The sequence below is a fragment of the Streptomyces sp. ISL-43 genome, from assembly GCF_018614195.1.
Taxonomy (GTDB): domain Bacteria; phylum Actinomycetota; class Actinomycetes; order Streptomycetales; family Streptomycetaceae; genus Streptomyces.
Window position 1 is genome coordinate 17,967 of sequence record NZ_JAGGOT010000036.1, and the last position, 25,976, is coordinate 43,942.

A 25,976-nucleotide genomic window follows, 5' to 3' on the forward strand; every position below is an offset into this window, starting at 1 on the left:
CTAGAAGGGCGCCGACAGCGCTCCCCGCGTCATGCCGTCCGAGCGAGAGGAACTGCTCCCTTGAGCCAGTACGTGTCCCGCCTCGGCGGCAGCATCGGCGGACGGATCGCCGCGGCCCGCTCCGCCACCCGCCACGAGCCGCCCCGCCTGCGACTGCCCGCCGGGGTCGGCGGCCACCGCAAGCCGCGCCGCGTCGCCATGCTCAGCGTGCACACCTCACCGCTGCACCAGCCCGGCACCGGCGACGCCGGCGGGATGAACGTGTACATCGTCGAGCTGGCCAAGCGCCTCGCCGCGATCAACATCGAGGTCGAGATCTTCACCCGGGCCACCACCGGCGGCCTGCCGCCCGTCGTCGAGCTCTCGCCCGGAGTCCTGGTACGGCACGTGGACGCGGGCCCGTACGAGGGTCTCGCCAAGGAGGAGCTGCCGGCCCAGCTGTGCGCCTTCACCCACGGCGTGATGCAGGCCTGGGCCGGCCACCGCCCCGGCTACTACGACCTCGTCCACTCCCATTACTGGCTCTCCGGCCACGTGGGCTGGCTCGCCGCCGAGCGCTGGGGCGTCCCGCTCGTGCACGCCATGCACACCATGGCCAAGGTCAAGAACGCGGCGCTCGCCGAGGGCGACACCCCCGAGCCCGCCGCCCGCGTCATCGGCGAGACGCAGATCGTCACCGCGGCCGACCGCCTCATCGCGAACACCGCCGAGGAGGCCGACGAGCTCGTCCGCCACTACGAAGCCGACCCGGGCAAGGTCGCCGTCGTCCACCCCGGCGTGAACCTCGACCGCTTCACCGTCGCCGACGGCCGGGCCGCCGCCCGCGCCCGCCTCGGACTGCCGCAGGACGCCGTCATCCCGCTCTTCGCGGGCCGCATCCAGCCGCTCAAGGCCCCCGACATCCTGCTGCGGGCCGTCGCCGAGCTGGTGGACCGGGACCCGGCGCTGCGCCGCCGGCTCTTCGTGCCCGTCGTCGGCGGGCCGAGCGGCAGCGGGCTCGCCAAGCCGGAAGGGCTGCAGAAGCTCGCCGCGAAGCTCGGTATCGCGGACCTCGTCCACTTCCACCCGCCGGTGGCCCAAGACGCGCTCGCGGACTGGTTCCGGGCGGCGTCCGTCCTGGTCATGCCCTCGTACAGCGAGTCCTTCGGGCTCGTCGCCATAGAGGCCCAGGCCACCGGAACACCCGTACTGGCGGCCGCCGTCGGCGGACTGCCGGTCGCCGTCAACGACGGGGTGACGGGCATCCTCGTACCCGGACACGACCCGGTGGACTACGCCCGCGAGCTACGCCGCTTCGTGGACGAGCCCGGGCTCGCGGACGTGATGGGCGGTGCGGCGGCGCGGCACGCGCAGTTCTTCGGCTGGGACACCGCCGCGAGCGGCACGGCCGACGTGTACACCGCGGCGATGCACGACCACCGCCGTCACGTACGCTCCCACCATGGCTGACGCTGACACCGCCGGGATCATCGAAGCGACGCTGACCAGCGCGGAGCTGAGCTGGGAGAGCCCGTCACCGGGCACGTACGTCGTCCAGCTCCCCGGCACCCGCAAGCTGAGCACCACCTGCTCGCTCAAGGTCGGCAAGCACTCCCTGTCGGTCAACGCCTTCGTGGTCCGCCACCCCGACGAGAACGAGGCGGGCGTCCACCGCTGGCTGCTGGAGCGCAACCTCAAGCTCTACGGCATGGGCTACGCGGTGGACGCGCTCGGTGACGTCTACCTGACGGCCCGCCTCCCCCTGTCGGTGATCACTCCGGACGACCTCGACCAGCTGCTCGGCACGGTGCTGGAGGCGGCGGACGGCGCCTTCAACACCCTGCTGGAGCTGGGTTTCGCGAGCGCGATCCGGCGGGAGTACGAGTGGCGCGTCTCGCGCGGCGAGTCGACCCGCAACCTCGACGCCTTCAAGAACCTGACGCAGCCGTCGCAGCCGTAGCGGGCTTCACCGGCGGCGCCGTAGCGGCCGGGACGACGCCCACTCCCTGTCCCTCTCCCTGTCCCTCTCCCTGTCCCTCTCCCTCATGGTCGCCTCCGGAGACCTGCTCGTCCTCCGCGAGCCCCCGCATCAGCAGCCAGTAGCCCAGCGCGGCCACCATGCCCAGGACCGCCGTCGAGCCCCACAGCCACCCCGCGCCGAAGTGCTCGATCGCGAAGCCCGCCATCAGCGGCGCCACCAGCGAGGCCACCGCCCAGGACATCGTGTACATGCCCTGGTAGCGGCCGCGTCCGTGCAGCGGGGAGAGCCGCGCCACCAGGCCCATCTGGGTCGGCGAGTTGACGATTTCGGCCAGCGTCCACACGCAGACGGTCAGCGCCAGGCTCCACACCGACCCGCCGAAGGCCGTCAGCCCGAAGCCGTACCCGGCCAGCAGCGCCGAGATGACCAGGAGCTTCTGCGGGTCGCGGTGCTCGATGAACCGGGTGACCGGGATCTGCAGCAGCACGATCAGCAGGCCGTTCACGCCGATCACCAGGCCGTAGTCGGCCGTCGAGAAGCCGGCCGCGCCCATCGCGAGCGGCAGCCCGAACGACCCCTGCATGAAGATCAGCGAGATCAGGAACGACAGCCCGACCACGCCCATGAAGCGCCCGTCCCGCAGCACCGTCCCCAGGCCGATCTCCGGCTCGGCGGCCGCCTTCTCCGCCGCGGTCCGCTCCGGCCGCGACTCGGGCAGCTTGACGTACACGAGCACCGCGCAGAGCAGCGTCAGGGCAGCCTCGCCGAGGAACCCGGCCAGGTAGCTGTACTCGGCGATGAATCCCGCCGCGGTCGCGCTGACGGCGAAGCCGAGGTTGATGGCCCAGTAGTTCAGCGCGAAGGCCCGTACCCGGTCCTCGGGGCGGACGATGTCCGCCATCATCGCCTGCACCGCCGGGCGCGAGGCGTTCGAGGTCATGCCGACCAGCGTCGCCACCGCCGCGATCGCCGCCGGATGCTCCATGAAGCCGAGCAGCGCCACCGAGAACGCGGTCGAGGCCTGCGCCGCGACCAGCGTGGGCCGCCGGCCCAGCCGGTCCGTCAGCACGCCCGCGACGAGCGAGGAGATCACGCCGCCGAGCCCGTGCAGGGCCACCACAAGTCCCACGAAGGAGGCCGAGTAGCCCCGTTCCAGGGTCAGGTACAAGGTCATGAATGTGGCGACGAAGGCCCCGAGCCGGTTGACCAGCGTGCTCGTCCAGAGCCACCAGAACTCGCGCGGCAGCCCCGACACGCTCTCCCTGGCGGCCCGTCTCAAACTGGCAACGGACATACGGAATCCCCCCGGCGGTGTAAGCGTCCCTCTTGCTGTTCGGACCCTACGGACAGTGGGCCCGCAGAGCCACTGGATTGACGGCTGCCGTCAATCGGGGACCCCGCGCACACCGTCCACACCGCGCGCGAGCGGCCGGGTGCGTCCATTAGGCTCGTACGCATGGCCGACGCACCGTACAAGCTGATCCTCCTCCGCCACGGCGAGAGCGAATGGAACGCGAAGAACCTGTTCACCGGCTGGGTGGACGTCAACCTCAACGAGAAGGGCGAGAAGGAGGCGGTCCGCGGCGGTGAGCTGCTCAAGGACGCCGGCCTGCTCCCCGACGTCGTGCACACCTCGCTCCAGAAGCGCGCGATCCGCACCGCGCAGATGGCGCTCGAGGCCGCCGACCGTCACTGGATCCCGGTCCACCGCTCCTGGCGCCTGAACGAGCGCCACTACGGCGCCCTCCAGGGCAAGGACAAGGCCCAGACCCTCGCCGAGTTCGGCGAGGAGCAGTTCATGCTGTGGCGCCGCTCGTACGACACCCCGCCGCCGGCCCTCGAGGACGGTACGGAGTACTCGCAGTCCGAGGACCCGCGCTACGCCTCGATCCCGCCGGAGCTGCGGCCGCGCACCGAGTGCCTCAAGGACGTCGTCGTCCGCATGCTCCCGTACTGGTACGACTCGATCGTCCCGGACCTGCTGGACGGCCACACCGTCCTGGTCGCCGCGCACGGCAACTCCCTGCGCGCCCTGGTCAAGCACCTGGACGGGGTCTCCGACGCCGACATCGCGGGCCTGAACATCCCGACCGGCATCCCGCTCTCCTACGAGCTGGACGCCGACTTCAAGCCCCTCAACCCGGGCGGCACCTACCTCGACCCGGACGCCGCCGCGGCCGCCATCGAGGCCGTCAAGAACCAGGGCAAGAAGAAGTAGCACCCCTGCACGAAACAGCCCCCTGCCTGCGGTTTCCCCGCCGGTAGGGGGCTTTTCGCTGTCCGTGGGCCGTGCCTGCCCCTCCTGTAAGTCATGTTTTCAGGGACACGCGTCACGCCGGAAGAACGGCAGACGGCCAAGAGCCGGCGAGGTTGGCCGGCCAGTGCTTGACCTGTACACGGCTGGTGGGCGGAGGATGGTGCGGGACCATCGCCGAACACCAGGGGGAGACATGGGAGTACGCGGCAGCACCCGCGGCGGAGCGCGTACGTGAGCCGCCGGCGCTACGTGGCCAGAGGGGTGCCCGGCGGCTACCGCATCTGGGACAACAAAGGGCGGCACTGGTGGGGCGACCACTACGAGCTCTGCCCGGACGACCTGCTCACCGAACTCAACGGCGCGGCCGACCACGCGAAGATCACCGCACTCCTCAAGCGCTACCGGGCACTCAAGCGGTGAAGGGCCGGCCGGTGGAGGCCGCCGCGCGGTGAGGCCCGGCGAGCGCGAAGGGCCCCGGCCGACCGGGCGTCGGGCGGGGCCCTTCGTGCGCGCGGAGCCGGGCGGGGGCGGTCAGCCGCCGCACTGGCAGGGGGCGCCGGACTGGCAGCCGCAGCCGCAGCCCGAGCCGCAGCCGCAGGCCGCGAGCAGCGGTAGGCGCAGCGCCTCCGGCGGCTGCGCTTCCTGCTCCGGGGTGATGGGGACGGGGGAATCGGGCATGGATCCTCCTCGTAGGCGTTGTGCCTTCGCCCTCATTCATGCCCAGCCGAACCGCTGCGTCAACGGCGCATTGGGGGCTCGTTGTTGACGCCCGCCGGCCCGAGGGCGGAGATTCACCCGAGCGGGGAGATGTCAGACGCCCTCGATCTGTGTCGGCGGCTGGAGCTCGTCGGCGTGCTCGCCCGTCACCAGGTAGACGACGCGCTTGGCGACCGACACCGCGTGGTCCGCGAAGCGTTCGTAGTAGCGGCCCAGCAGCGTCACGTCGACGGCCGTCTCGATGCCGTGCTTCCAGCGGTCGTCCATCAGGTGCTGGAACAGCGTGCGGTGCAGCTGGTCCATCTCGTCGTCGTCCTGCTCCAGCTGGAGCGCCAGGTCGACGTCCTTCGTGATGATGACCTCGGCGGCCTTCGCCATCAGGCGCTGCGCCAGCTGCCCCATCTCCAGGATGGTGGCGTGCAGGTCGCGCGGGACCGCGGTGTCCGGGAAGCGCAGGCGGGCGAGCTTGGCCACGTGCTGGGCCAGGTCGCCGGAGCGCTCCAGGTCGGCGCTCATGCGCAGCGAGGTGACGACGATGCGCAGGTCGGTGGCGACCGGCTGCTGGCGCGCGAGCAGCGCGATGGCTCGTGCCTCCAGGTCGTGCTGGAGGTCGTCGACCTTCTGGTCGGCGGCGATGACGCTCTCGGCGAGCTTCAGGTCGGCGTCGAGCATGGAGGTCGTGGCCCGCCCGATGGCGGAACCGACCAGCCGGGCCATCTCGACCAGGCCTTCTCCGATCGAGTCCAGTTCCTCGTGGTACGCGTCACGCATGGGTGTCCCTCTCTGCCTGCTGCCTGCTGCTCGCTACTGCCCGGAGGCCGGGCCGGGGCGGCCTCTTGCCCCACGTTGACACGTTGAGCCCCGAACGCGACCGACTCCGGCACCACAAGTGAATCAACCCCGTCGCCAGGGTGAACTCTGGGCGACGACTGTTCGAGGTGCCACCCGAACGGCTGTGGAAGTGGCGTCCCGCCTGCTTAACCTGGAGTCATGGACGTGAACGCGGCGGTCGCCGCAGCTGCAGCGATCGCCGGTCTTTGCACCGGTGTGATCGCGATGCTGGCGTTCCGCTGGAGCGAGCGCGACCAAGCCCGCCCCACCCGGAGCTCCATGCGCCCCGACATCAACGCGGTGCTCCCACCAGGAGTGGACACCGTCCTCTCCGTACTCCGCTCCTCCGCCGTCGTCCTCGACGAGGGGGACGCGGTCGTCAAGGCCAGCTCGGCGGCATATGCCCTCGGCCTGGTCCGCGGCGGCAAGCTGGCCGTGGAGCCCATGCTCCACATGGCCCGCGACACCCGCCGCGACGGGGAGATACGACAGGTCGAGCTGGACCTGCCCCGGCGCGGCACCGGTCGCGGCGAGGCGCTCGCCGTCTCGGCGCGCGTCGCCCCGCTCGGCTCCCGCCTGGTGCTCCTCCTGGTCGAGGACCTCACCGAGGCCCGTCGCATCGAGGCCGTACGCCGCGACTTCGTCGCGAACGTCTCGCACGAGCTCAAGACCCCCGTCGGCGCCATCTCCCTGCTGTCCGAGGCCGTCATGGACGCCTCGGACGACCCCGAGGCCGTCCAGCGCTTCGCCGGCCGCATGCAGATCGAGGCCACCCGCCTGATCAACCTCGTACAAGAGCTCATCGACCTCTCCCGGGTGCAGAACGACGACCCCCTGGAGGACGCCGAGCCCGTACGAGTGGACACGCTCGTGGCCGAGGCCATAGACCGCTGCCGCCACACGGCGTCCGCGAAGCAGATCACCATGGCCGCCGGCGGCACTGCCGACCTGCGGGTATGGGGGAACCGGGGACAGCTCGCGGCCGCACTCGGGAACCTCGTCGAGAACGCCGTCAACTACAGTCCGGCCCGCACCCGCGTCGGCATCGCCGCGCGCCGGGTCACCGCGCCGGGTGGAGACTTGATCGAGATAGCCGTGACCGACCAGGGCATCGGCATCCCGGAAAAGGACCGCGAGCGCATCTTCGAACGCTTCTACCGCGTCGACCCGGCCCGCTCCCGTGCCACGGGAGGAACCGGTCTGGGCCTCGCGATCGTGAAGCACGTAGCGGCATCGCACGGCGGGGAGGTGTCGGTATGGAGCTCGGAGGGCCAGGGTTCCACGTTCACCCTGCGACTCCCCGAAGCGGCCGCGCCGGCCCCGGCGCCGGCCTCCCGCACTCACCCGACCCCTGCCTGACCCGTCAACCGCACCAGCCATTCCTGCCCCGGAGGTCCTTCCGTGACCCGAGTGCTCGTCGTCGAGGATGAGGAATCCTTCAGCGACGCCCTGTCCTACATGCTCCGCAAGGAGGGCTTCGAGGTCGCGATCGCCGCGACCGGGCCCGACGGGCTCGACGAGTTCGAGCGCAACGGCGCCGACCTCGTCCTCCTCGACCTGATGCTCCCCGGCCTGCCCGGCACGGAGGTCTGCCGGCAGCTGCGCGGCCGCTCCAACGTCCCCGTGATCATGGTGACCGCCAAGGACAGCGAGATCGACAAGGTCGTCGGGCTGGAGATAGGAGCCGACGACTACGTCACGAAGCCCTTCTCCTCGCGGGAGCTGGTCGCCCGCATCCGCGCGGTCCTGCGCCGCCGCGGCGAGCCGGAGGAGGCCACCCCGGCCGCCCTGGAGGCGGGCCCCGTCCGGATGGACATCGACCGCCACGTGGTCACCGTCGCCGGAGCCAAGGTGGACCTCCCGCTGAAGGAGTTCGACCTGCTGGAGATGCTGCTGCGCAACGCGGGACGCGTACTGACCCGCATGCAGCTCATCGACCGGGTCTGGGGCGCCGACTACGTCGGCGACACCAAGACCCTCGACGTCCACGTGAAGCGCCTGCGCGCCAAGATCGAGCCGGACCCGGGCGCGCCGCGCTACCTGGTCACGGTCCGCGGCCTCGGCTACAAGTTCGAGCCGTAAACCGCAGCACTCGACAAGAAGCAGCACCCGTAAGAGGTACGGGAACGGCCCCCGTCCGCATCGAGCGGACGGGGGCCGTTGCCGTGTGTACGGTGCTTCGCGCCTCAGTGGCCGGCGCTGGAGGACGGGGACCCGGACGGGGTGCCCGCGGGGCTGCCCGACGCCGCACCGGACGGCGTGGTCGCCGGCGCGCCGGAGGGAGTGCCCGTGGGGGCGCCCGACGGGACGCCGCCCGCGGCCGGGGCCTCGGTCGGGCCGTAGCCGGCGTACATGCCGGTCGCGGGGAGGACGAAGGCTTCCATCTCCACGGCACCCGCGGTGCTCAGCTGGAAGACGACCTTCTGCACATCGCCGTCCTTGAGGGACTCCTGGCCGCCGGAGACGAGGGCGGAGGCGTTGCCCTTGCCGCCCAGGACGACGGAGCCGCCGGCCGGGATGACCACCTTGGACCCGGCGCCCGCGGGCTTCAGGGTCACGGTGGACTTGCCGCCCCCCAGGGTGATGGCGTCGATCGTCTGTTCCTTGGCGCCGGCGTTGAACAGCGTCGCGGTGACGGCGGCCGGGCCCTTCTTGTTCTTCTCCTGCGTGATTACCAGGGCGTTCTGGATCTTGATGTCGCCCTTGGTGACGGCGGCGTTGTCCGGCTTGACCTGGAGAGTCTCGGCGTCCTGACCCGCACCGCAGGCGGCCAGCGAGGCGATCGAGAACACGACGGCGGTGGCGGCGAGGGCGCCGCGTCGAAGGCTGCGGCTCACGGCGGCGGCTTCTCCTTGGACGTACGAAACGGAAGGGTGGACTCCCCCGGTGACAGCAGGGAGGTGCCCCTCGGGAACGGCCGAAGTAAAGCCGCTCCAAGGGGGTGCAGCGCGCTTAGGTTACCGAGCCGCCGCCCCGCCCCCGCACCCGACCCTCCGCAGTGTGGGGGCGGCCCTGTCCGGTTCGCGTCCCGGCGCGGCCGCTGCCGGGTGATCTTTCATTCGCGGAAAAGGCGGATGGACGCCCGGTGATCAATTTCCGGATTCCTTCGAACACCGCACGGTGATCGAATTCCGGATTGGGCCGGAACTCGCCCGGCCGGGGCGGCCGCCAGTCGAACGGAGTAGTTCGGTTTCCCGCCACCGAAACAGGCAAAACAGGACGTACGTCACACTGACGGGGGTCTTGGACGGGTGTAACGTAGCCGTTTCGCCCGGTCCACACAGCGCCTCCGACCTGCGAATACCCCCTTCCGGAAGCCTCCCGCAGCACGTTCCTGTCTGTGTTGTCAAGCCCCGAGATGTGCCCTGACCTGCGAAAACGCCATTCATAACGGTCGGTTCTCGTGTTACCCTGGATAGCCACGGAAGGGGTACCTGTCACATGACGTTCAAGGTTGGCGACACCGTGGTCTATCCCCATCACGGGGCCGCGCTGATCGAGGCCATTGAGACTCGTCAGATCAAAGGCGTGGACAAGACCTACTTGGTGCTCAAGGTCGCCCAGGGCGACCTGACGGTTCGGGTGCCTGCGGACAATGCGGAGTTCGTCGGTGTTCGCGACGTAGTCGGCCAGGACGGGCTGGACCGGGTCTTCGAGGTGCTTCGCGCACCGTATGCAGAAGAGCCGACGAACTGGTCCCGGCGCTACAAGGCAAATCTGGAGAAGCTCGCTTCTGGCGATGTCATCAAGGTCGCCGAAGTTGTGCGCGACCTGTGGCGTCGTGAGCGTGAGCGTGGGCTTTCCGCGGGTGAGAAGCGGATGCTCGCGAAGGCGCGTCAGATCCTGGTGAGCGAGCTCGCGCTCGCCGAGAACACCAACGAGGACAAGGCGGAAGCCCTCCTCGACGAGGTGCTCGCGTCCTGACGCGATCGCCCGTACGCCCTGGTCACGCACAGTCGCCCGGTCGTACATAGTTGTGCCGCGGTGCCCGATGACAAGGAAACTTGTTGCCGGGCGCTGCGGCATGTCTGTATCCATGCCCTGTACTACCTGTACCTGACGGCTGTGTCCGAACAAGCCGACATCGTTCACTGGCGTGCCGGGTCCGGGCAGCCGACTCGACCGGTCGTCACGGAAGGGGCGAGGGGCGTCGCACCCGGCACCCTTCAGGCCATACCCATGTCGGCCGAAGTCACAAACCTGGCTCGGAGCTACTGATGTCTGACGAATCGCGCCCCCACCGCACCGCCGCGGTGATCCCGGCCGCCGGCCGCGGGGTCCGTCTCGGTCCCGGCGCCCCCAAGGCCCTGCGGACCCTGGGCGGCCTGCCCATGCTCATCCACGCCGTCCGCGCCATGGCGCGCTCCCGCGCGGTCTCCCTCGTCGTGGTCGTCGCCCCGCCCGCCGACACCGTAGAGGTGCGCTGGATGCTCGACGAGCACGCGCTGCCCGAGCGCACGGAGGTCCTGGTCGTCGCCGGCGGCCGGACCCGGCAGGAGTCCGTGCGCGCCGGCCTCGACGCACTCCCCGCCGACGTCACCGCCGTACTCATCCACGACGCGGCCCGCCCGCTCGTCCCCGTGGACACCGTCGACTCCGTCGTCGAGGCCGTCCGCGACGGCGCCCCCGCCGTCGTGCCCGCCATGCCGCTGGCCGACACCGTCAAGGAGGTCGAGCCCGGCAAGCCCGGCGAGCCCGAGCCGGTCGTCTCCACTCCCGTACGGGCCCGGCTGCGCGCCGTGCAGACCCCGCAGGGCTTCGACGTGGCCACGCTGCTGCGCGCGCACGAGAAGATCGCCGTCGACGGCGAAGGCGCCACCGACGACGCCGGAATGGTCGAACAGCTCGGCATCACCGTCGTCGTGGTCCCCGGCCACGAAGAGGCCTTCAAGGTCACCCGCCCGCTCGACCTGGTCCTCGCCGAGGCCGTACTCGCCCGCAGGAGGGCCACCGATGCCTACTAGCCCCGACACCCCGCTGATCCCGCTCGTCGGCATCGGCACCGACGTCCACGCCTTCGAGACCGGCCGCGAACTGTGGTGCGCCGGCCTGCTCTGGGAGGGCGAGGACGGCCTCGCCGGGCACTCCGACGGCGACGTGGCCGCGCACGCCGCCTGCGACGCCCTCTTCTCCGCCGCCGGAGTCGGTGACCTCGGCGCGCACTTCGGCACCTCGCGCCCCGAGTGGTCCGGCGCCGCCGGGATCACCCTCCTGGCGGAGGCCGCCCGCATCGTCCGCGCCGAGGGCTTCGAGATCGGCAACATCGCGATCCAGGTGATCGGCGTACGTCCGAAGATCGGCAAGCGGCGCGAAGAAGCACAGAAGACGCTCACCGCCGCGGCGGGCGCCCCCGTGTCCCTCTCCGGCACCACCACCGACGGACTGGGCCTCACCGGCCGCGCCGAAGGCCTCGCCGCCATCGCCACGGCCCTCGTGTACCGGACGAACCGGTCCTAGTACCCCGTACGGGGGCCGATCCCGCGGCTCTTCGACAACAAAGCGGGCCCCGCGTACCCAAAGGGTCGCGGGGCACTGCTACAGGCGCACTACCCTGGATGCCGTGACTATTCGCCTGTACGACACCAGTGCCCGGCAGATCCGTGACTTCACCCCGCTCGTCCCGGGCTGTGTCTCGATCTACCTCTGCGGTGCCACCGTGCAGGCGGCCCCGCACATCGGGCACGTCCGCTCCTACCTGAACTTCGACATCGCGCGCCGCTGGTTCACCTACCGCGGCCTCGACGTCACCTTCATCCGCAACGTCACCGACATCGACGACAAGATCATCACGAAGTCCGAGGACCAGGGCCGCCCTTGGTGGTCCATCGGCTACGAGAACGAGCGCGCCTTCAACGACGGCTACAACGCGCTGGGCTGCCTCCCGCCCACGTACGAGCCGCGCGCCACCGGCCACGTGCCGGAGATGATCGAGATGATGCGCGAGCTCATCGAGCGCGGCCACGCGTACGAGGCCGACGGCAGCGTCTACTTCGACGTGCGCTCCTACCCGGGCTACCTGGAGCTGTCGAACCAGAACATCGACGACCTGCGCCAGCCCGCCGAGGAGGGCATCACCGGCAAGCGCGACCCGCGCGACTTCGCCATGTGGAAGGCCTCCAAGCCCGGCGAGCCCGACTGGGACACCCCGTGGGGCCGCGGCCGCCCCGGCTGGCACCTCGAGTGCTCCGCGATGGCGCACAAGTACCTCGGCAGCGCCTTCGACATCCACGGCGGCGGGCTCGACCTGATCTTCCCGCACCACGAGAACGAGATCGTCCAGGCCAAGGCCTTCGGCGACGAGTTCGCGAAGTACTGGATGCACAACGCCTGGGTCACCCTCTCCGGCGAGAAGATGTCCAAGTCGCTCGGCAACTCCGTCCTCGTCTCCGAGATGCTCAAGGTCTGGCGCCCGATCGTCCTGCGCTACTACCTCGGCACCCCGCACTACCGCTCGATGATCGAGTACAGCGTGGAGTCGCTGCGCGAGGCCGAGTCCGGCTTCGCGCGCATCGAGGGGTTCATCCAGCGCGTCATCGAGAAGGCCGGCAAGACCGTGGAGCCGGCCGCAGAGGTCCCGCCCGCCTTCGCCGAGGCCATGGACGACGACCTGGGCGTCCCGCAGGCGCTCGCCATCATCCACACCACCGTCCGCCAGGGGAACAGCGCACTCGCCGCCGACGACAAGGACGCGGCCATCGCCCGCCTGTCGGAGGTGCGGGCCATGCTGGGCGTCCTCGGCCTCGACCCCCTCGACCCGCACTGGGCGGGCGAAGCAGACCGCGGCCAGGACCTCCACGGAGCCGTGGACACCCTCGTGCGCCTGGTCCTGGAGCAGCGCGAGTCCGCCCGCGCCCGCAAGGACTGGGCCACCGCCGACGCCATCCGGGACCAGCTCCAGCAGTCCGGCCTGGTCATCGAGGACAGCCCCACGGGACCCCGCTGGACGCTCGGCCCCCGCTGAGCCCACCGGAGCAGTCCCGCTGGCGCATTCAGATTGGGCCGCCCGGCGCCCCGGGCGGCACACTCTTCATACGTACATATCGCAGCACCAACGAAATCAGGTAGAGGTCATGGCCGGGAACAGCCAGCGCAGGAACCGCCGCACGTCCAACAAGAAGGGCGCGACGGCCGGCAGCGGTGGCCAGCGGCGCAAGGGCCTGGAGGGCAAGGGCCCCACGCCCAAGGCGGAGGACCGCAAGAAGCACAAAGCGAACCGCATCAGCAACGCCATGGCCAGGCAGGCCGCCAAGCGCCGTCCGGCCCCGCGCCGCGGCGGCGCCAAGGGCACCAGCGAGATGGTCGTCGGCCGCAACCCGGTCTTCGAGGCCCTGCGCGACGGCGTACCGGCCACCACCCTGTACGTCCAGCAGTTCATCGACAACGACGAGCGCGTCCGCGAGGCCCTCCAGCTCGCGGCCGAGCGCGGCAACATCAACCTGATGGAAGCCCCGCGCCCCGAGCTCGACCGGATGACCAACGGGCTCAACCACCAGGGCCTGGTCCTCCAGGTCCCGCCGTACGAGTACGCGCACCCGGAGGAGCTCACCGCCGCCGCGTACGACAACGGCGAGGACCCGCTCATCGTCGCCCTCGACGGCGTCACCGACCCCCGCAACCTCGGCGCGATCGTCCGCTCCGTCTCCGCCTTCGGCGGCCACGGCGTGGTCATCCCCGAGCGCCGCGCCGCCAGCATGACCGCCGGCGCCTGGAAGTCCTCGGCCGGCACCGCCGCCCGCACCCCGGTCTCCCGGGTCACCAACCTGACCCGCGCCATCCAGGACTACAAGAAGGCCGGCATCACCGTCGTCGGCCTCGCCGCCGAAGGCACGCACACCGTGCACGACCTGGAGGCGCTCGGCGGCCCGGTCGTCATCGTCATCGGCTCCGAGGGCAAGGGCCTCGGCCGTCTCGTCGGCGAGAACTGCGACTACCTGGTGCGCATCCCGATGCCGGGCGGCGCCGAATCGCTGAACGCCGGCGTCGCCGCGGGCGTCGTCCTCTACGAGGCCGCCCGCCGCCGCGAGACCCGCGGCCGCGTCTGATCGTCCGGATCCGAGCGATCCGCTTGATCCACTTGGCTCACCGGCAGTGACCCGTGAGCGTGCCACCCCGCCCCTTCCGGGCGGGGTGGCTTGATTTGACGGGTCTCGGACACATCCCTGAAGTCAAGGCAGTGTCCTAAAGACTCATCACTCGGTTAGATGAGTGTGGACACCAGAACGCCAGGGTTCGACGACCAGCCCGCGCTGAGCATGGTCAAGGTGCCGTGCGATCCCGCACAGGTCATCGTCAACCACGCCAGCTTCCGCGTGCGGCTCGCACCGAGCCCCAGCGCGCGTCCCAAGCCCGCGGGAACCGCCGGGCTCGCCCCCGTGCTCGGCGGGGCCCTCGCGGCCGCCGGAGCCGGAGCCTCCCGCCGCCGCCCCGTCGTCTGGAGCGGCAAATCCGCCCCCGGCGACGCCGAGGCCAGCGCCGCCATGGGCGGCCTCCTCCAGGCCGTACGCGAGCACGGGCGCGGGCACGACGAGTACGACGGCGGAGCCACCCAGGTCATCCCGCGCATCGACCTCGCCCACGACCTCGCCGACGCCACCCTCGCCACCCCCACCGTCATCGGCCAGCGCACCTACGGCGACCCCGACGAGACCCGCCCCCAGCCCGCCGTACGGGACTTCGCCTACGAGGGCCACGACACCGCGCACCCCGACGGCACGGACTCCCGCCGGGCACCCGGCGACACGCGCGGCCAGGCCTCGTACTACCCCGGCCGCCGGATGAACCTCGGCGTCGTGCTGCTCCCGCTGCGCGTCTTCCTCGGCTTCATCTCCATCTACGCCGGCATGGGCAAGCTCTGCGACCCCGTCTACTTCGACGGCGGCGAACGCGGCTCCATGGTCACCTGGCTGCACACGCTGCACCCCTGGGCCCTCGCCGAACCGCTGCGCGACTTCGCCCTCGCCCACCCGGTCGGCGCGGGCCTCAGCGTGGCCTTCCTCCAGGTCATCGTCGGCGTACTGACGGTCTTCGGCCTCTGGCAGCGCTTCGCGGCCTGCTTCGGCGCCCTGCTCTCCGCCGCGCTGCTCATGACCGTCAGCTGGAAGACCGTCCCCGCCTACGACGCCCCCGACATCATCTACCTCGCCGCCTGGAGCCCCCTGATCATCGCCGGCGCCCCCGTCTACTCACTGGACGGACGGCTCGCGAGCGAAGCCTGGCGCACCCTGGGCCCGCGCTCCGAAGTCTGGCGACTGCGCCGGCGGGTCCTGCGACGCGGAGCCGTCATGGCCACCGTCGTCTGCGGACTCACCCTGCTCATCGGCTCGCTCCTCGGCGGCGCCGTCCGCTCCACCACCGTCGTCACCGTCCCCGGACCGGGCCAGGCCCCCAGCAACTACCTGCCCGGTCGGCCGCTGCCCCGCACCCCCGAGCGGCAGCCCGTACGGCCGACCCCATCGAAGCCCGTCGCGCAGCCCTCCGCCGGAGCCTCCACACCGGCCGCCAAGCCCGGGCGGAGCACCGCGGGTTCGACCGCTCCGGGCACGAGCGGCTCCGGATCGCCCAGTGCGACCAGGAGCACCAGCGGCAGCCAGACCCCGCGCAGCACCCCCCGCCAGTCCACCCCGAAGCCCCCGGCCAGCTCCTCGGGGACCGGCAGCGGCGGCTCCTCCGGCGGGACCGGGGACACACCGCCGAAGAAGCCGGGCCTGGTGGGCGGCCTCCTCGGCTGACGCCGACGGCCCGGCATCCACGGCCGCTCGAAGATCAGGGCCCGGTACGCGCACGCGTGCCGGGCCCTGATCGTTGTCGTGGGGTGGAGTGGGGGTGGGACGTACGGGGAGCCGGGCGGGGGCCGCCACGGGGCCGAGGAGGCGCTACACGCCGCCCTGCGCGGCCAACTCCCTTGCCGCCTCGGTCAGGTCCTTCGCCGTGTCGATCGCCCGCCAGTAGGCCCCCTGGGGCAGCGGGTAGCCCGCCAGACGCCGCTCACGGGCCAAGCGCGGGAACGTCGTACGCTCGTGGTCGCCCAAATCCGGCAGCAGCGCGGCGAATTCGGGGCCGAAGACGTACACGCCGGCATTCACCGGATACGGGGACTGCGGCGCCTCGATGAAGTCCAGTACGTGCCCGTACTCGTTGATCTCCACCACGCCCCACGGAATCCGGGGCCGTGCCAGCGCGAGGGTGGCCGTCGCGCCGCGCTCGGCATGGAAGGCCGCCATGTCGCGCAGCGAGAAACGGGTCCACACGTCACCGTTCGTCGCGAACCAGGCCTCCTCGGGGCGCGGCAGCCGCCGCGCCGCGTACTTGAGGCCACCGCCACGCCCCAGCGGCTCGTCCTCGACGACCGTCGTCACGCGCAGCGGCAACTCGGTCTCCGCCAGCCACTTCTGGAGCACGTCCGCGAGGTGCCCGCACGAGACGACGGCGTCCGTCACCCCCTCGGCGGCCAGCCACGCCAACTGGTGCCCGATGATCGGCACCCCCGTCCCGGGGATCTCGACCATCGGCTTCGGGCGGTCGTCCGTGTACGGCCGCAGCCGCGAACCCTGGCCGCCCGCCAGGACGATTGCCTGGGTCGGGGAAGCGGGGAACGCGGCTGCGTGGGGTCGGGGCGGAAACTCGGCGCGGGTCATGTCCGTGTCCGGGTGCCTGTCCGTGAGCGCGGGCGGAGGCGGGGCGGTGGCGTCGTGCGGTGGTGGTGGCCGTCAGCCCATGGAGGCGACGCCGGACGCGTACGCGGTGTCACACACCGGCCGCGCGAACGACTGCGCCTTCGTCGGCCCGTAGGCGTCCACCGCGGCCCGCCCCAGCGCCCGCGCGATCCCCGCGCAGTGCTCGGCGAGCGACGGCCGCCGGTCGACCTCCTGCTGGAGGTGGGTGAGTACGTCACCCGGCTGCTCGCCCTGCTGGATCTCGCCCAGCAGCTTGTCGCGCAGGACGTCCTGCGCGGCCCGCGGCTTCGCGGGCACGGAGACGTCCTCGGCGGACGCGGTGAGGATCTGGGAGGGGGTGTTGTCCGCCCAGGGGACCATGGTGACCGCGAGGGTCCCGGACAGGACCAGGACGACGGGCAGGACCAGGGCGAGGGATCGGCCGATACGGCGGGCAGTGTGGGTCACGAGGGCGAGAGTAGCGCTCGGTGAAGATTTGGCGACATTTAGTCACCCGGTCGGGGGATGGTTCGACGGGACTTTTCGAATTAAGGGTTGACGCATGGGGCCGAATGGCCCGATCTGCCGGAAGTTCGGAGCCCGGAAAACCCGGAACTCACGCCGAAGGGGCGCCCCTTGACGGGACGCCCCTTCATTGGCCGGTCGGGCCGGCCCGATCAGCCGGGTCAGCCGGAGAGGCGGGCCCCGGAGGACGTCGAGAAGACGTGGATCTCGTCGGCGCGCGGCACGACGTGCAGCGTCGAGCCCTTCTCGGGCACGTTGCGGCCGCCCACGCGCACCACGATGTCCTGCGAGCCCTCGGAGTGCGAGGTCGAACCGTAGACGTACCCGTCGGCGCCGAGCTCCTCGACGACGTTCACGGTGATCGTCAGACCGCCCGTGTCACCGATGTCGAAGTGCTCGGGGCGCACGCCGACCGTGACCGTACGGTCGCCCGCGTCGGCGGCGGCGGTCAGTGCCTCGCGCGACACCGGGACGACGCTCTCGCCGAACTTCACGCCGCCGTCGGCGATCGGGACCTCGACCAGGTTCATGGCCGGGGAGCCGATGAAGCCGGCGACGAAGAGGTTCGCGGGACGGTCGTACATGTTGCGCGGGGTGTCGACCTGCTGCAGCAGACCGTCCTTGAGGACCGCGACGCGGTCGCCCATCGTCATGGCCTCGACCTGGTCGTGGGTCACGTAGACGGTGGTGATGCCGAGGTCGCGCTGGAGCGCCGCGATCTGGGTGCGGGTGGACACGCGGAGCTTGGCGTCCAGGTTCGACAGCGGCTCGTCCATGAGGAACACCTGCGGCTTGCGCACGATCGCGCGGCCCATCGCGACGCGCTGGCGCTGGCCGCCCGAGAGCGCCTTCGGCTTGCGGTCGAGGTACTGGGTCAGGTCCAGCATCTTCGCCGCGTCCTCCACCTTCTTGCGGATGGTGGCCTTGTCCTCGCCGGCGATCTTGAGCGCGAAGCCCATGTTGTCGGCGACGGACATGTGCGGGTACAGCGCGTAGTTCTGGAACACCATCGCGATGTCCCGGTCCTTGGGCGGCAGGTGCGTGACGTCGCGGTCACCGATGCGGATCGCACCGCCGTTCACGTCCTCCAGGCCGGCGAGCATGCGCAGCGAGGTGGACTTGCCGCAGCCGGAGGGGCCGACGAGGACGAGGAACTCGCCGTCCGCGATCTCCAGCTCCAGCTGGTCGACGGCGGGCTTGTCGCCGCCCGGGTACAGGCGGGTCGCCTTGTCGAAAGTGACGGAAGCCATGGTGATGAATCCCTTCTACCGGCAGGAACGTGCCGGACGATCCGAGTGGAAGGTCTAGTCCAGTAACCGGACTCGGCCCCGACGCTACCGGCCGGGACGCCTCCTGTCAGCACCTGGACGGGAGTGACTTCCCCGACTGTCAGAGGCGGCTGCTTACATCCCGACCATGACCATCTACGACCTGACCCGCGCCCTGCCCGACATCGAGACCCTGCGCGACCGCTGCCGGGCGATGGCGGCACTGGAGCTGGTGATCAGCGGCAACGAGGACGGCGGCTACTTCTCGTACGACTCCGCCTGGGGCCCGGGGGAGGAGGCGGCGCTGATGGACAACGGCTCGGGCGACGACTACGCGATCGTCTTCACGGCGGACGGGGTCTTCGGCTGCGGCTTCGACCACGAGTCGCGGATGAGCCCGTGGGGCGGGGACGAGACCGAGCTGTGGCCCGGGCTGGTGGACGGCATACCGGAGGCCTTCCGGCCGCTGGTGGCGGAGCCGGCGTTCTGCACGGAGGAGGGCGTGCTCAACGCGACCGCCGTCTTCTGGCGCGAGAGCGGCGACACGGCCTGGCGGGCCGGCCGGGTGGAGTTCCCGGAGGGCAGCTGCGACCCGGACGGCGCCGACTACCTCTTCGAGGTCCTCGCGGCGGGCACCCCGGAGGCGTACCGCGACTTCGCCGAGGACTACTACGAGACCACCCTCCCCCTGGAGGCCGTCCGCCACGTCTGGTCACTGCGCCCGGTCACCCAGGACATCGTCGACGCCCTCAACCCGGGCCTCCCCCTGGAGGCGGTGGCCCCGAGGCTGGCCCGGGCGGGGTACCCGGGGGTGTGACGGGGGGCGGGGTCCTGCCGGGCGGCAGTGCCTCCGCCACCGGTCGGTGGAGCCGCCGTCCCTCGTCGCTGGGACGCGCGCCTCAGTACGCGGAACGAACTGGGGGGCGAGGGGCTGCGAGGGCCGGAAAGTTCTTCGCGGCGGGGTGTGGCGGCTGTGTAGAGTGAAGGCGATTCTGTGCGCTGCGCAGTGTCACATGCGCCTCCTTAGCTCAGCTGGCCAGAGCAACGCTCTTGTAAAGCGTAGGTCGTCGGTTCGAATCCGACAGGGGGCTCCATTCCAGGTCAGAGGACTACTGGCCGAGGGAATTCGTAAAGCGGAAGGCCCCGGGTGATCACCCGGGGCCTTCCGTGTGCGGTCAGTGCCGCCCTGAGACGCGGTCTGCCAGGCGGGCCAGGGGAGTTGTCGTCGGGGTGTGGGTGGTGGATTCGCGGCGGTCGGCCTCGCGGTAGGCGGCGTAGAGGGCCTGGACGCCGAGCCAGCGGAAGGGCTCCGGTTCCCAGCGGCGGACGCGGTGGTTGACCCAGGGGAGCGTGGTCAGGTCGGTGGGGTCGCCGAGGACCAGGTCGCGCAGGGTGCGGGCCGCGAGGTTGGAAGTGGCCACGCCGGAGCCGACGTAGCCGCCGGCGCAGCCGAGGCCCGTGGTCGCGTCCAGGGTGACCGTGGCGCACCAGTCGCGGGGGACGCCGAGGACTCCCGACCAGGCGTGGGTGATCTCGACGCCCGTGAGGATCGGGAAGAACCCCTCCAAAAGGTGCGTGAGGGCGGCGATGGTGGCGGGCTGGGTGCGGCCGTCGTTGTCGGTGCGGGAGCCGAAGCGGTAGGGGACGCCGCGGCCGCCGATGGCGATGCGGTCGTCCGCCGTGCGCTGGGCGTACATGTACGCGTGGGCCATGTCGCCCAGGGTTTCCGAGCCGGCCCAGCCGAGCTGGGACCAGACCTCCGGGGGGAGGGGGGCCGTCGCGATCATCGAGGAGTTCATCGGGAGCCAGGAGCGCTTCTGGCCCTTGAGGGCGGCGGTGAAGCCCTCCGTGCAGCGCAGGACGTACGGGGCGCGGACCGTGCCGTAGGGGGTGCGGGCGCGGCGCGGGCTGATCTCCGTGACCGGGGTGGATTCGTGGATGACGACGCCGAGGCGTTCGCACGCGGCGGCCAGGCCCTTGAGGAGCTTGAGGGGGTGGATGCGGGCTCCGTGGGGGGTCCAGGTGGAGCCGACCGCGTCCGCGATGTCGATGCGGGCGTGGGTGTCCGTGGCGTCGTAGAGCTCGCGCTCGGTTTCGCCGAAGGCGAGTTCGGCGTCGTGGAAGGCCTTGAGGCGGGTCAGTTGGGCGGGGGTGCGGGCGACTTCGAGGACTCCGCCGTGGTGGATGTCGGCGTCGATGCCCTCCTTGGCGGCGATGCCGATGACTTCGGTGACGGTGTCGTTCATGGCGTGCTGGAGGCGCAGGGCCGCCTGGTGGCCGTGGCGGGCCGCGTAGCGGTCGCGGCCGGCGATGCCGTTGTAGAGCCAGCCGCCGTTGCGGCCGGAGGCGCCGTAGCCGCAGGACTTCTGCTCCAGGACGGTGACGCGCAGGTCGGGGGCGGCGGTCTTGAGGTAATAGGCGGTCCACAGGCCGGTGTAGCCGCCGCCGACGATCACGACGTCGGCCGTGGCGTCGCCGGTGAGGGGGGCTCGGGGTGGGCGGGAGGTGGCGGGTTCGTCTGTCGCGTGCCAGAAGGAAATGCCGCCGTTGATCGTCATGGGGGAGTTGGTACACCTCGTTCCGGATGGGTGTCCAGGGACGTGACGTCGGGTTTCGGGGTCTGGATGGTGGCCGGATGGTTGATGCGGGCCGGGGGTTCTCGTCCTTAAGGTGGCTCGGGGGATTTAGATGCTTTTCTGGTGAGAGGTTGGGTTTGTATGGTGCGCGGACGTATACGGGTACGGACGGCCGGGAAACTGGTCGCCGGGGTCGCGGCCGCCGCGCTGCTGGGTGGAGCCGTCGCCGGATGCGGTTCCGGGACGGGTGGGGAGAGGGACGCGGCCACCTCCGAGGCCGTCGTGCGGACCAGCCCGATCGCCGATCGGCTCGCGAAGCTGCCGGCCGTGGTGGACGGGCCGAAGATCGTGGTCGGCCGGGCGGACGCGCCGCGCACCGCGCAGGTGCTGGTGGATCCGAAGTGCGGATACTGCGCCCGGTTCGAGGAGGCCGGGGGCGAGGCGCTGCTGGAGCTTGCGGCGGACGGCCGGGTGAAGATCGAGTACGGGCTGGCGTCGTTCCTGGACCAGGGCGGGGCGAGCGGTTCGGTGAAGGCCGTGAACGCGCTGCGCGCGTCGGTGGACGCGGGGAAGTTCGCGGAGTACCACGCGGCGGTCTTCGCGAGCCAGCCGAAGGGGAAGTTCACGGACGAGCTGCTGTTGAAGATCGCGGACGTGGTGCCGGGGCTGCGCGGGGAGGACTTCGACGCGGCCGTGGCGGGGAAGACGTACAAGGGGTGGGTCGGCGAGGCCGAGAAGGGCTTCGAGGAGACGGGCGCGCGGGCGGCGCCGATGGTGCTGGTCGACGGGAAGCCGGTCGGGACGCGGGACGGGTCGATGTTCGACGCGGGGGCGTTCACCGAGGCGTTGAGGGGTGTGGGCATCGGGGCCCCGGCCTGAGGGCCTTTCCCGGGGCCCGGGGCCCGGGGCCCGGGGCTGTGGGCCGGGGGCCGGGGGTTTGCCGGTCCTAGGGTTGGCTCATGGTCGAGTTCGCAGGGTTCGCGGGTGTCCCCGACGCGCTGGTGCGGGCGCAGCTCCGCCACAACGGCGCGGCCGGGCGGGAGTTCGTCGACGCGCTGCCCGCGCGGGCGGCGCTCTTCCTGGAGCGGTGGGAGCTGCGGGTGACGGGGCCGGGCATGCACGGGGCGACGGCCTTGGTGCTGCCGGTCGCGCGGGCCGACGGGTCGCCGGCCGCGCTGAAGCTGCAGGCGTTGGACGAGGAGAGCGCGGGGGAGGCGCTCGCGCTGCGTGCGTGGGCCGGGGAGGGCTCCGTACGGCTGCTGGCGGACGACGCGGCCACCGGGACGCTGTTGCTGGAGCGCCTCGACGAGGGGCGGCACCTGTCGGAGGTGGCGGGGGCCGATTCCCGGCGGGCGGTGGTGGTGATCGGGGAGTTGCTGGCGCGGCTGACGGCGGTGCCCGCGCCGCACGGGCTGCGCAGGCTCGGGGACATCGCGGCGCGGATGCTGGAGGCGGTGCCGGAGGCGCTGGCCGAGGTGGCGGACGGGCGGGCGCGGCGGCTCGTCGCGGACTGCGCGGCGGCGGTCGCGGAGGTGGCGGGGGAGCGCCCGGCGGGGGAGGTCGGGGCGGGCGGGGAGCGGTTGCTGCACTGGGACCTGCACTACGACAACGTGCTGGCGGGCGGCCGCGAGCCGTGGCTGGCGATCGATCCGAAGCCACTGGCGGGGGATCCGGGCTTCGAGCTGCTGCCGGCTCTGGTCGACAACTTCCGGGCGCGGGAGGTGCGGTGGCGGTTCGACCTGCTCGCGGAGGCGGTGGGGGCCGACCGGGAGCGGGCGCGGGCGTGGACGCTGGGGCGGGTGTTGCAGAACTGTCTGTGGGACGTGGAGGACGGGGAGCAGCCGGCCGAGGTGCAGCTGGAGGTGGCGGAGCTGCTGCTCGGGGGCCGGTCGTAGGCTGCACGCATGATCCGTAGCGCTGTCGTCGGAGACGTCCCCGTCATCCATTCCATGATCCGTGAGCTCGCGGAGTACGAGAAGGTGCCCCAGGAGGCGCGCGCCACCGAAGAGCAGCTGCGGGAGGCGTTGTTCGGGGAGCGGCCGGCGGCGTTCGCGCACATCGCGCAGACGCCGGAGGGGGAGGCCGTCGGCTTCTCGCTGTGGTTCCTGAGCTTCTCGACGTGGCGCGGGGTGCACGGGATCTACCTGGAGGACCTGTACGTACGTCCCGGCGTGCGCGGTGGCGGTTACGGGAAGGCGCTGCTGGCGGAGCTGGCGCGGATCTGTGTGGAGCGCGGGTACGAGCGGCTGGAGTGGTCGGTCCTCGACTGGAATGTGCCTGCCATCGACTTCTATCGATCAGTCGGAGCGGTGCCAATGGACGAGTGGACCGTGAACCGCCTGACGGACGACGCGCTCCGCGAGCTGGCCGGGGCGGAGTGAGCGCACCGGAGCCCTTGCCGCCGATCGCTGCCGCGCTCGTGTTTCTACGACCAGAACTCGTCGTAAGCGGGCGGGTCGGCAACGAATGTCCGGCCTTCGGTGATCAGGCCGTCGGCAATGCGGAAGACGATGACGTAGTCCATGTCGAGCTGCTTGCCTTCACGTGACGCCGTGGCGTGGAGCAGGGCGACGGTGTGGTCGTCGTTGGCGAGGACGTTCTGGAGCTGTGGGCGGTAGGTGCCGCCCGTCAGCTGGAACTCTTGGCCGAACTGCGCGAACGTTTCCTCGCGCCCCCGGTAGTCACCTGCCAGCAGATTCCTGCCCCCAGCGTGCCAGACCACATCGGGGTGGAAGACCTCCGCCAGTGCGTCCATGTCGCCGGCCGCGAAGGCAGCGAGGGTGCGGTGGAACACGGCGATGTGTGGGTGATCGGTCATCGGGGCCTCCTGTGGTATCTCCGGCGACGGTATGCCGCGCGAGGCGTCGCAGCTCGGTTGAGTTCGGCCATTGGGCCGAACGTCGACGCCTGGCCGTAGCGATGTCCACTCCGAGACGCCCGCTTTTGAGGTCGGTACGTGCCGTGCGCCCGGACGGCGACGAACCGAACCGGATCAGAGGTCTCCTGGCGGCGACGCTCTGGCCGACGGACGGATGGATGGTCCTTACGGGGGTCCGGCCCGGCCCGGCCCCGCCCGGCCCGGCCCGGCCCGGGCTACGGCTCCAGGACGACCTTGCCCGTGGTGGCGCGGTTCTCCAGGTCGCGGTGGGCGGCGGCGGCTTCGGACAGGGGGTAGCGCCGCAGGGCGGGGCGCAGCCGGCCGGAGGCGGCTTCGGCGAGGGCGCGGGCTTCGAGGAGGCGCAGCGGGTCGTCGCCGCCGGCGCGCTGGAGCATGGCGGGGCCGAGGACGTTCCGTGTGGTGACGGAGCGGGCTTCGAGCGCGGCGCGGTCGGCGTCGGTGAGCGGGATCGGGCCGCCGGACCAGCCGAAGACGAGGTGGAGGCCGCCGTCGGCCAGCAGGTCGAGGGCGGTGCGGGCGATGGGGCCGCCGACGGAGTCGAAGAGGACGGTGGCGCCGGCGGGGTGGTGTGCGCGTACGGCGTCGGCCCAGTCGGGGCGGGTGTAGTCGAGGGCGAGGTCGGCGCCGGCCGCGGCGGCGCGGGCGGTCTTGGCGGGGCCGCCGGCGAGGGCGACGACGGTGGCTCCGGCGTTCTTCGCGTACTGGACGAGCAGCGTGCCGATGCCGCCCGCGGCGGCGGGGACGAGGGCGACGGAGTCGGGACCCAGGTCGGCGAACTGGAGGATCCCGAGCGTGGTGCGGCCGGTGCCGATCATGGCGACGGCTTCGGCGGGGTCGAGGCCGGGCGGGACGGGGTGGACGCGGGCGGCGTCGGTGACGGCGTACTCGGCGTAGCCGCCGGGCGCGAATCCGAGGTGGACGACGACGGTGCGGCCGAGCCAGGCGGGGTCGGTGCCGGGGCCGAGGGCGTCGACGGTGCCGGCGACTTCGCGGCCGGGGATGGTCGGCAGCTCCGGGAGGGGGGCGGGCGGGCCTTGGACGCCGCGGCGGAGGCTGGTGTCGAGGAGGTGGACGCCGGCGGCGGCGACGGCGATGCGGAGCTGGCCGGGGGCGGGGACGGGGAGGGGGCCGGTTCGTAGGAGAGGTTCTCGGCGGGGCCGAAGGCGTGGAGGCGGATGGCGTTCATGTGGGTGGGGGATTGGGCGGTGGCGGCGGCGGTCGTGGGGTTTCGGGTCATGGGGGTGAGCCTGTTACCTGAAGTGGGGTTGAGGTCAAGGGCGCTGTCAGTGGTGTGGGTCAGGATGGGGGGATGGCGAGGAACGGGCAGGCAGGGCGGGCGGCGGAGACGGTGAAGGCGGCGCGGCGGCCGGAGGTGCGGCTGCCGGAGCTCGGCGCGTGGGAGGGCGGTGGGCTGGAGCCGGACGGGGACTACGACGGGCTGGAGCTCGCGGACGTGGACCTGGCGGGCCAGGAGGGGGTCGGGGCCCGGTTCATGGACTGCGCGCTACGTCGCTGCGCGCTGGACGAGACGGGGCTCGCGAAGGCGAGGTTCCTGGACTCGGTGCTGGAGGGGGTCCGGGGTGTCGGGACCGACCTGTCGGGGGCTTCGCTGCGGGACGTGGAGCTGCTGGAGGCCCGGCTGGGCGGGGTGCAGTTGCACGGGGCGGTGCTGGAGCGGGTCCTCGTACGCGGGGGCAAGATCGATTACCTGAACTTGCGGGCGGCGCGGCTGAAGGACGTCGTCTTCGAGGGGTGCGTGCTGGTGGAGCCGGACTTCGCGGGGGCGGTGCTGGAGCGGGTGGAGTTCCGGGACTGCACGTTGCGCGGGGCGGACTTCTCGGGGGCGCGGCTGTCGGAGGTGGACCTGCGGGGGGCGGTGGAGCTGGGCATCGCGCGGGGGGTGGACGCGTTGGCGGGGGCGGTGATCAGTCCGGGGCAGCTGTTCGAGCTGGCGCCGGGGCTGGCGGCGCAGCTGGGGTTGCGGGTGATGCCGTAGCCGGCGGCGGCTTTGGCCGGGCGGGTCCCTGGCCTGGCCCGGCCTCGCCTGCCTGGGCCTGGCCTGCCCGTGCGGGGCGGAGTCTCGGGCCTGACGGGCTCCGGCCCGGCCTGTCCGGGCCGCACGGCTGCCCTGCCCGGCCGGATTTGGCGGCTCGGCTGCGGGTGGGCCGCTGCGCGGGGCGTGTCCCCTACCCGCCCTTCCACCGTTCCCCGGGCTCGGTCCGGGCCCGATCCTCAAACGCCGGACGGGCTGGAAGCGGGCTCGGTCCGGGCCCGGTCCTCAAACGCCGGAC

At 71.7% G+C, this 25,976-nt stretch carries 25 protein-coding genes, 1 tRNA gene and 2 pseudogenes; 18 read left to right on the top strand and 10 right to left on the bottom strand.

The genetic code is table 11. The features are described 5' to 3' along the window. The first annotated feature begins 60 nt into the window (after positions 1–60). Positions 61–1,449, top strand: coding sequence for a D-inositol-3-phosphate glycosyltransferase (gene mshA / locus J7F03_RS21855; RefSeq protein WP_374104378.1), 1,389 nt, complete (start codon positions 61–63; stop codon positions 1,447–1,449). After that, on the top strand, positions 1,442–1,939 hold the full coding sequence (locus J7F03_RS21860) for a YbjN domain-containing protein (RefSeq protein ID WP_214951959.1): 498 nt from the start codon (positions 1,442–1,444) through the stop codon (positions 1,937–1,939). Before mshA ends, J7F03_RS21860 begins: the two co-directional genes overlap by 8 nt. Here J7F03_RS21860 and J7F03_RS21865 read toward each other — a convergent pair. After that, positions 1,908–3,254 (bottom strand): MFS transporter, encoded by a 1,347-nt coding sequence (locus tag J7F03_RS21865; RefSeq protein WP_214951961.1) that lies wholly within the window; start codon positions 3,252–3,254, stop codon positions 1,908–1,910. The two genes, J7F03_RS21860 and J7F03_RS21865, sit on opposite strands and share 32 nt — an antisense overlap. Positions 3,255–3,416: 162 nt before the next feature. Between J7F03_RS21865 and J7F03_RS21870 the strand changes: the two genes are divergently transcribed. Further along, positions 3,417–4,178, top strand: coding sequence for a phosphoglyceromutase (locus J7F03_RS21870; RefSeq protein WP_214951963.1), 762 nt, complete (start codon positions 3,417–3,419; stop codon positions 4,176–4,178). 270 nt (positions 4,179–4,448) lie between these two features. Continuing rightward, positions 4,449–4,637 carry a hypothetical protein gene (locus J7F03_RS21875; RefSeq protein WP_214951965.1) on the top strand — a complete coding sequence of 63 codons (189 nt, stop codon included), beginning with the start codon at positions 4,449–4,451 and terminating at the stop codon, positions 4,635–4,637. Positions 4,638–4,748: 111 nt separating this feature from the next. Here J7F03_RS21875 and J7F03_RS21880 read toward each other — a convergent pair whose 3' ends face one another. Then, positions 4,749–4,895 (bottom strand): hypothetical protein, encoded by a 147-nt coding sequence (locus J7F03_RS21880; RefSeq protein ID WP_214951967.1) that lies wholly within the window; start codon positions 4,893–4,895, stop codon positions 4,749–4,751. Positions 4,896–5,027: 132 nt separating this feature from the next. Next, positions 5,028–5,705, bottom strand: a complete 678-nt coding sequence (phoU, locus tag J7F03_RS21885; protein ID WP_214951969.1) for a phosphate signaling complex protein PhoU — start codon at positions 5,703–5,705, stop codon at positions 5,028–5,030. A gap of 219 nt (positions 5,706–5,924) precedes the next feature. On the opposite strand from phoU, the pseudogene J7F03_RS21890 reads away from it, so the two are divergent. Then, positions 5,925–7,170 (top strand): annotated as a pseudogene (locus J7F03_RS21890) (sensor histidine kinase). Continuing rightward, complete coding sequence (locus tag J7F03_RS21895; protein WP_214951973.1) at positions 7,167–7,847, top strand: response regulator transcription factor; 681 nt, start codon at positions 7,167–7,169, stop codon at positions 7,845–7,847. The pseudogene J7F03_RS21890 and the gene J7F03_RS21895 overlap by 4 nt, the downstream one beginning before the upstream one ends. Positions 7,848–7,951: 104 nt before the next feature. On the opposite strand, the gene J7F03_RS21900 is transcribed toward J7F03_RS21895, so the two are convergent. After that, positions 7,952–8,602: a DUF461 domain-containing protein gene (locus tag J7F03_RS21900; RefSeq protein WP_214951975.1), complete on the bottom strand. Its 651-nt coding sequence runs from the start codon at positions 8,600–8,602 to the stop codon at positions 7,952–7,954. 604 nt (positions 8,603–9,206) lie between these two features. Between J7F03_RS21900 and J7F03_RS21905 the strand changes: the two genes are divergently transcribed. From J7F03_RS21905 to J7F03_RS21930, 6 genes are all read left to right on the top strand, one after another. Next, positions 9,207–9,689 carry a CarD family transcriptional regulator gene (locus J7F03_RS21905; RefSeq protein WP_003953493.1) on the top strand — a complete coding sequence of 161 codons (483 nt, stop codon included), beginning with the start codon at positions 9,207–9,209 and terminating at the stop codon, positions 9,687–9,689. 293 nt (positions 9,690–9,982) lie between these two features. Continuing rightward, the gene (ispD, locus tag J7F03_RS21910) at positions 9,983–10,729 is read left to right on the top strand and encodes a 2-C-methyl-D-erythritol 4-phosphate cytidylyltransferase (protein ID WP_214951977.1); all 747 of its coding nucleotides are present in this window, start codon (positions 9,983–9,985) and stop codon (positions 10,727–10,729) included. After that, positions 10,719–11,222: a 2-C-methyl-D-erythritol 2,4-cyclodiphosphate synthase gene (ispF, locus tag J7F03_RS21915; RefSeq protein WP_214951979.1), complete on the top strand. Its 504-nt coding sequence runs from the start codon at positions 10,719–10,721 to the stop codon at positions 11,220–11,222. Before ispD ends, ispF begins: the two co-directional genes overlap by 11 nt. A 103-nt stretch (positions 11,223–11,325) precedes the next feature. Then, on the top strand, positions 11,326–12,726 hold the full coding sequence (cysS, locus tag J7F03_RS21920; protein WP_214951981.1) for a cysteine--tRNA ligase: 1,401 nt from the start codon (positions 11,326–11,328) through the stop codon (positions 12,724–12,726). A 109-nt stretch (positions 12,727–12,835) separates the two neighbouring features. Beyond that, entirely contained in the window at positions 12,836–13,807 is a 972-nt protein-coding gene (rlmB, locus tag J7F03_RS21925; RefSeq protein WP_214951983.1) for a 23S rRNA (guanosine(2251)-2'-O)-methyltransferase RlmB, read from the top strand. 159 nt (positions 13,808–13,966) lie between these two features. Next, the gene (locus J7F03_RS21930) at positions 13,967–15,493 is read left to right on the top strand and encodes a DoxX family membrane protein (protein ID WP_214951985.1); all 1,527 of its coding nucleotides are present in this window, start codon (positions 13,967–13,969) and stop codon (positions 15,491–15,493) included. Positions 15,494–15,637: 144 nt separating this feature from the next. On the opposite strand, the gene J7F03_RS21935 is transcribed toward J7F03_RS21930, so the two are convergent. From J7F03_RS21935 to J7F03_RS21945, 3 genes are all read right to left on the bottom strand, one after another. Continuing rightward, positions 15,638–16,399, bottom strand: coding sequence for a nucleotidyltransferase family protein (locus tag J7F03_RS21935; RefSeq protein ID WP_214951987.1), 762 nt, complete (start codon positions 16,397–16,399; stop codon positions 15,638–15,640). A 72-nt stretch (positions 16,400–16,471) separates the two neighbouring features. Further along, entirely contained in the window at positions 16,472–16,885 is a 414-nt protein-coding gene (locus J7F03_RS21940; RefSeq protein WP_214951988.1) for a hypothetical protein, read from the bottom strand. A gap of 218 nt (positions 16,886–17,103) precedes the next feature. Further along, a complete protein-coding gene (locus J7F03_RS21945) occupies positions 17,104–18,192 on the bottom strand; it encodes an ABC transporter ATP-binding protein (RefSeq protein WP_214951990.1) in 1,089 nt (362 codons plus the stop codon). A gap of 166 nt (positions 18,193–18,358) precedes the next feature. Between J7F03_RS21945 and J7F03_RS21950 the strand changes: the two genes are divergently transcribed. Next, the gene (locus J7F03_RS21950) at positions 18,359–19,027 is read left to right on the top strand and encodes a hypothetical protein (RefSeq protein ID WP_214951992.1); all 669 of its coding nucleotides are present in this window, start codon (positions 18,359–18,361) and stop codon (positions 19,025–19,027) included. Positions 19,028–19,227: 200 nt separating this feature from the next. Next, positions 19,228–19,304, top strand: a tRNA-Thr gene (locus J7F03_RS21955). An 81-nt stretch (positions 19,305–19,385) separates the two neighbouring features. Here the strand turns inward: J7F03_RS21955 and J7F03_RS21960 are convergent. Further along, on the bottom strand, positions 19,386–20,768 hold the full coding sequence (locus J7F03_RS21960; RefSeq protein ID WP_214951994.1) for an FAD-binding oxidoreductase: 1,383 nt from the start codon (positions 20,766–20,768) through the stop codon (positions 19,386–19,388). A gap of 159 nt (positions 20,769–20,927) precedes the next feature. On the opposite strand from J7F03_RS21960, the gene J7F03_RS21965 reads away from it, so the two are divergent. The 3 genes from J7F03_RS21965 to J7F03_RS21975 all read left to right on the top strand — a co-directional run bounded on the left by J7F03_RS21965 (position 20,928) and on the right by J7F03_RS21975 (position 23,167). Beyond that, the gene (locus J7F03_RS21965) at positions 20,928–21,665 is read left to right on the top strand and encodes a thioredoxin domain-containing protein (RefSeq protein ID WP_214951996.1); all 738 of its coding nucleotides are present in this window, start codon (positions 20,928–20,930) and stop codon (positions 21,663–21,665) included. A gap of 80 nt (positions 21,666–21,745) precedes the next feature. Then, the gene (locus J7F03_RS21970) at positions 21,746–22,681 is read left to right on the top strand and encodes an aminoglycoside phosphotransferase family protein (RefSeq protein WP_214951998.1); all 936 of its coding nucleotides are present in this window, start codon (positions 21,746–21,748) and stop codon (positions 22,679–22,681) included. Between the two features lie 9 nt (positions 22,682–22,690). After that, entirely contained in the window at positions 22,691–23,167 is a 477-nt protein-coding gene (locus J7F03_RS21975; protein WP_214952000.1) for a GNAT family N-acetyltransferase, read from the top strand. 44 nt (positions 23,168–23,211) lie between these two features. Here the strand turns inward: J7F03_RS21975 and J7F03_RS21980 are convergent, their stop codons facing one another. Next, the gene (locus J7F03_RS21980) at positions 23,212–23,604 is read right to left on the bottom strand and encodes a nuclear transport factor 2 family protein (RefSeq protein WP_214952002.1); all 393 of its coding nucleotides are present in this window, start codon (positions 23,602–23,604) and stop codon (positions 23,212–23,214) included. Positions 23,605–23,879: 275 nt separating this feature from the next. Next, positions 23,880–24,871, bottom strand: a pseudogene (locus J7F03_RS21985) (zinc-binding dehydrogenase). 123 nt (positions 24,872–24,994) lie between these two features. Between J7F03_RS21985 and J7F03_RS21990 the strand changes: the two are divergent. Further along, complete coding sequence (locus J7F03_RS21990; protein ID WP_214952004.1) at positions 24,995–25,681, top strand: pentapeptide repeat-containing protein; 687 nt, start codon at positions 24,995–24,997, stop codon at positions 25,679–25,681. The last annotated feature ends 295 nt before the right edge of the window (positions 25,682–25,976 follow it).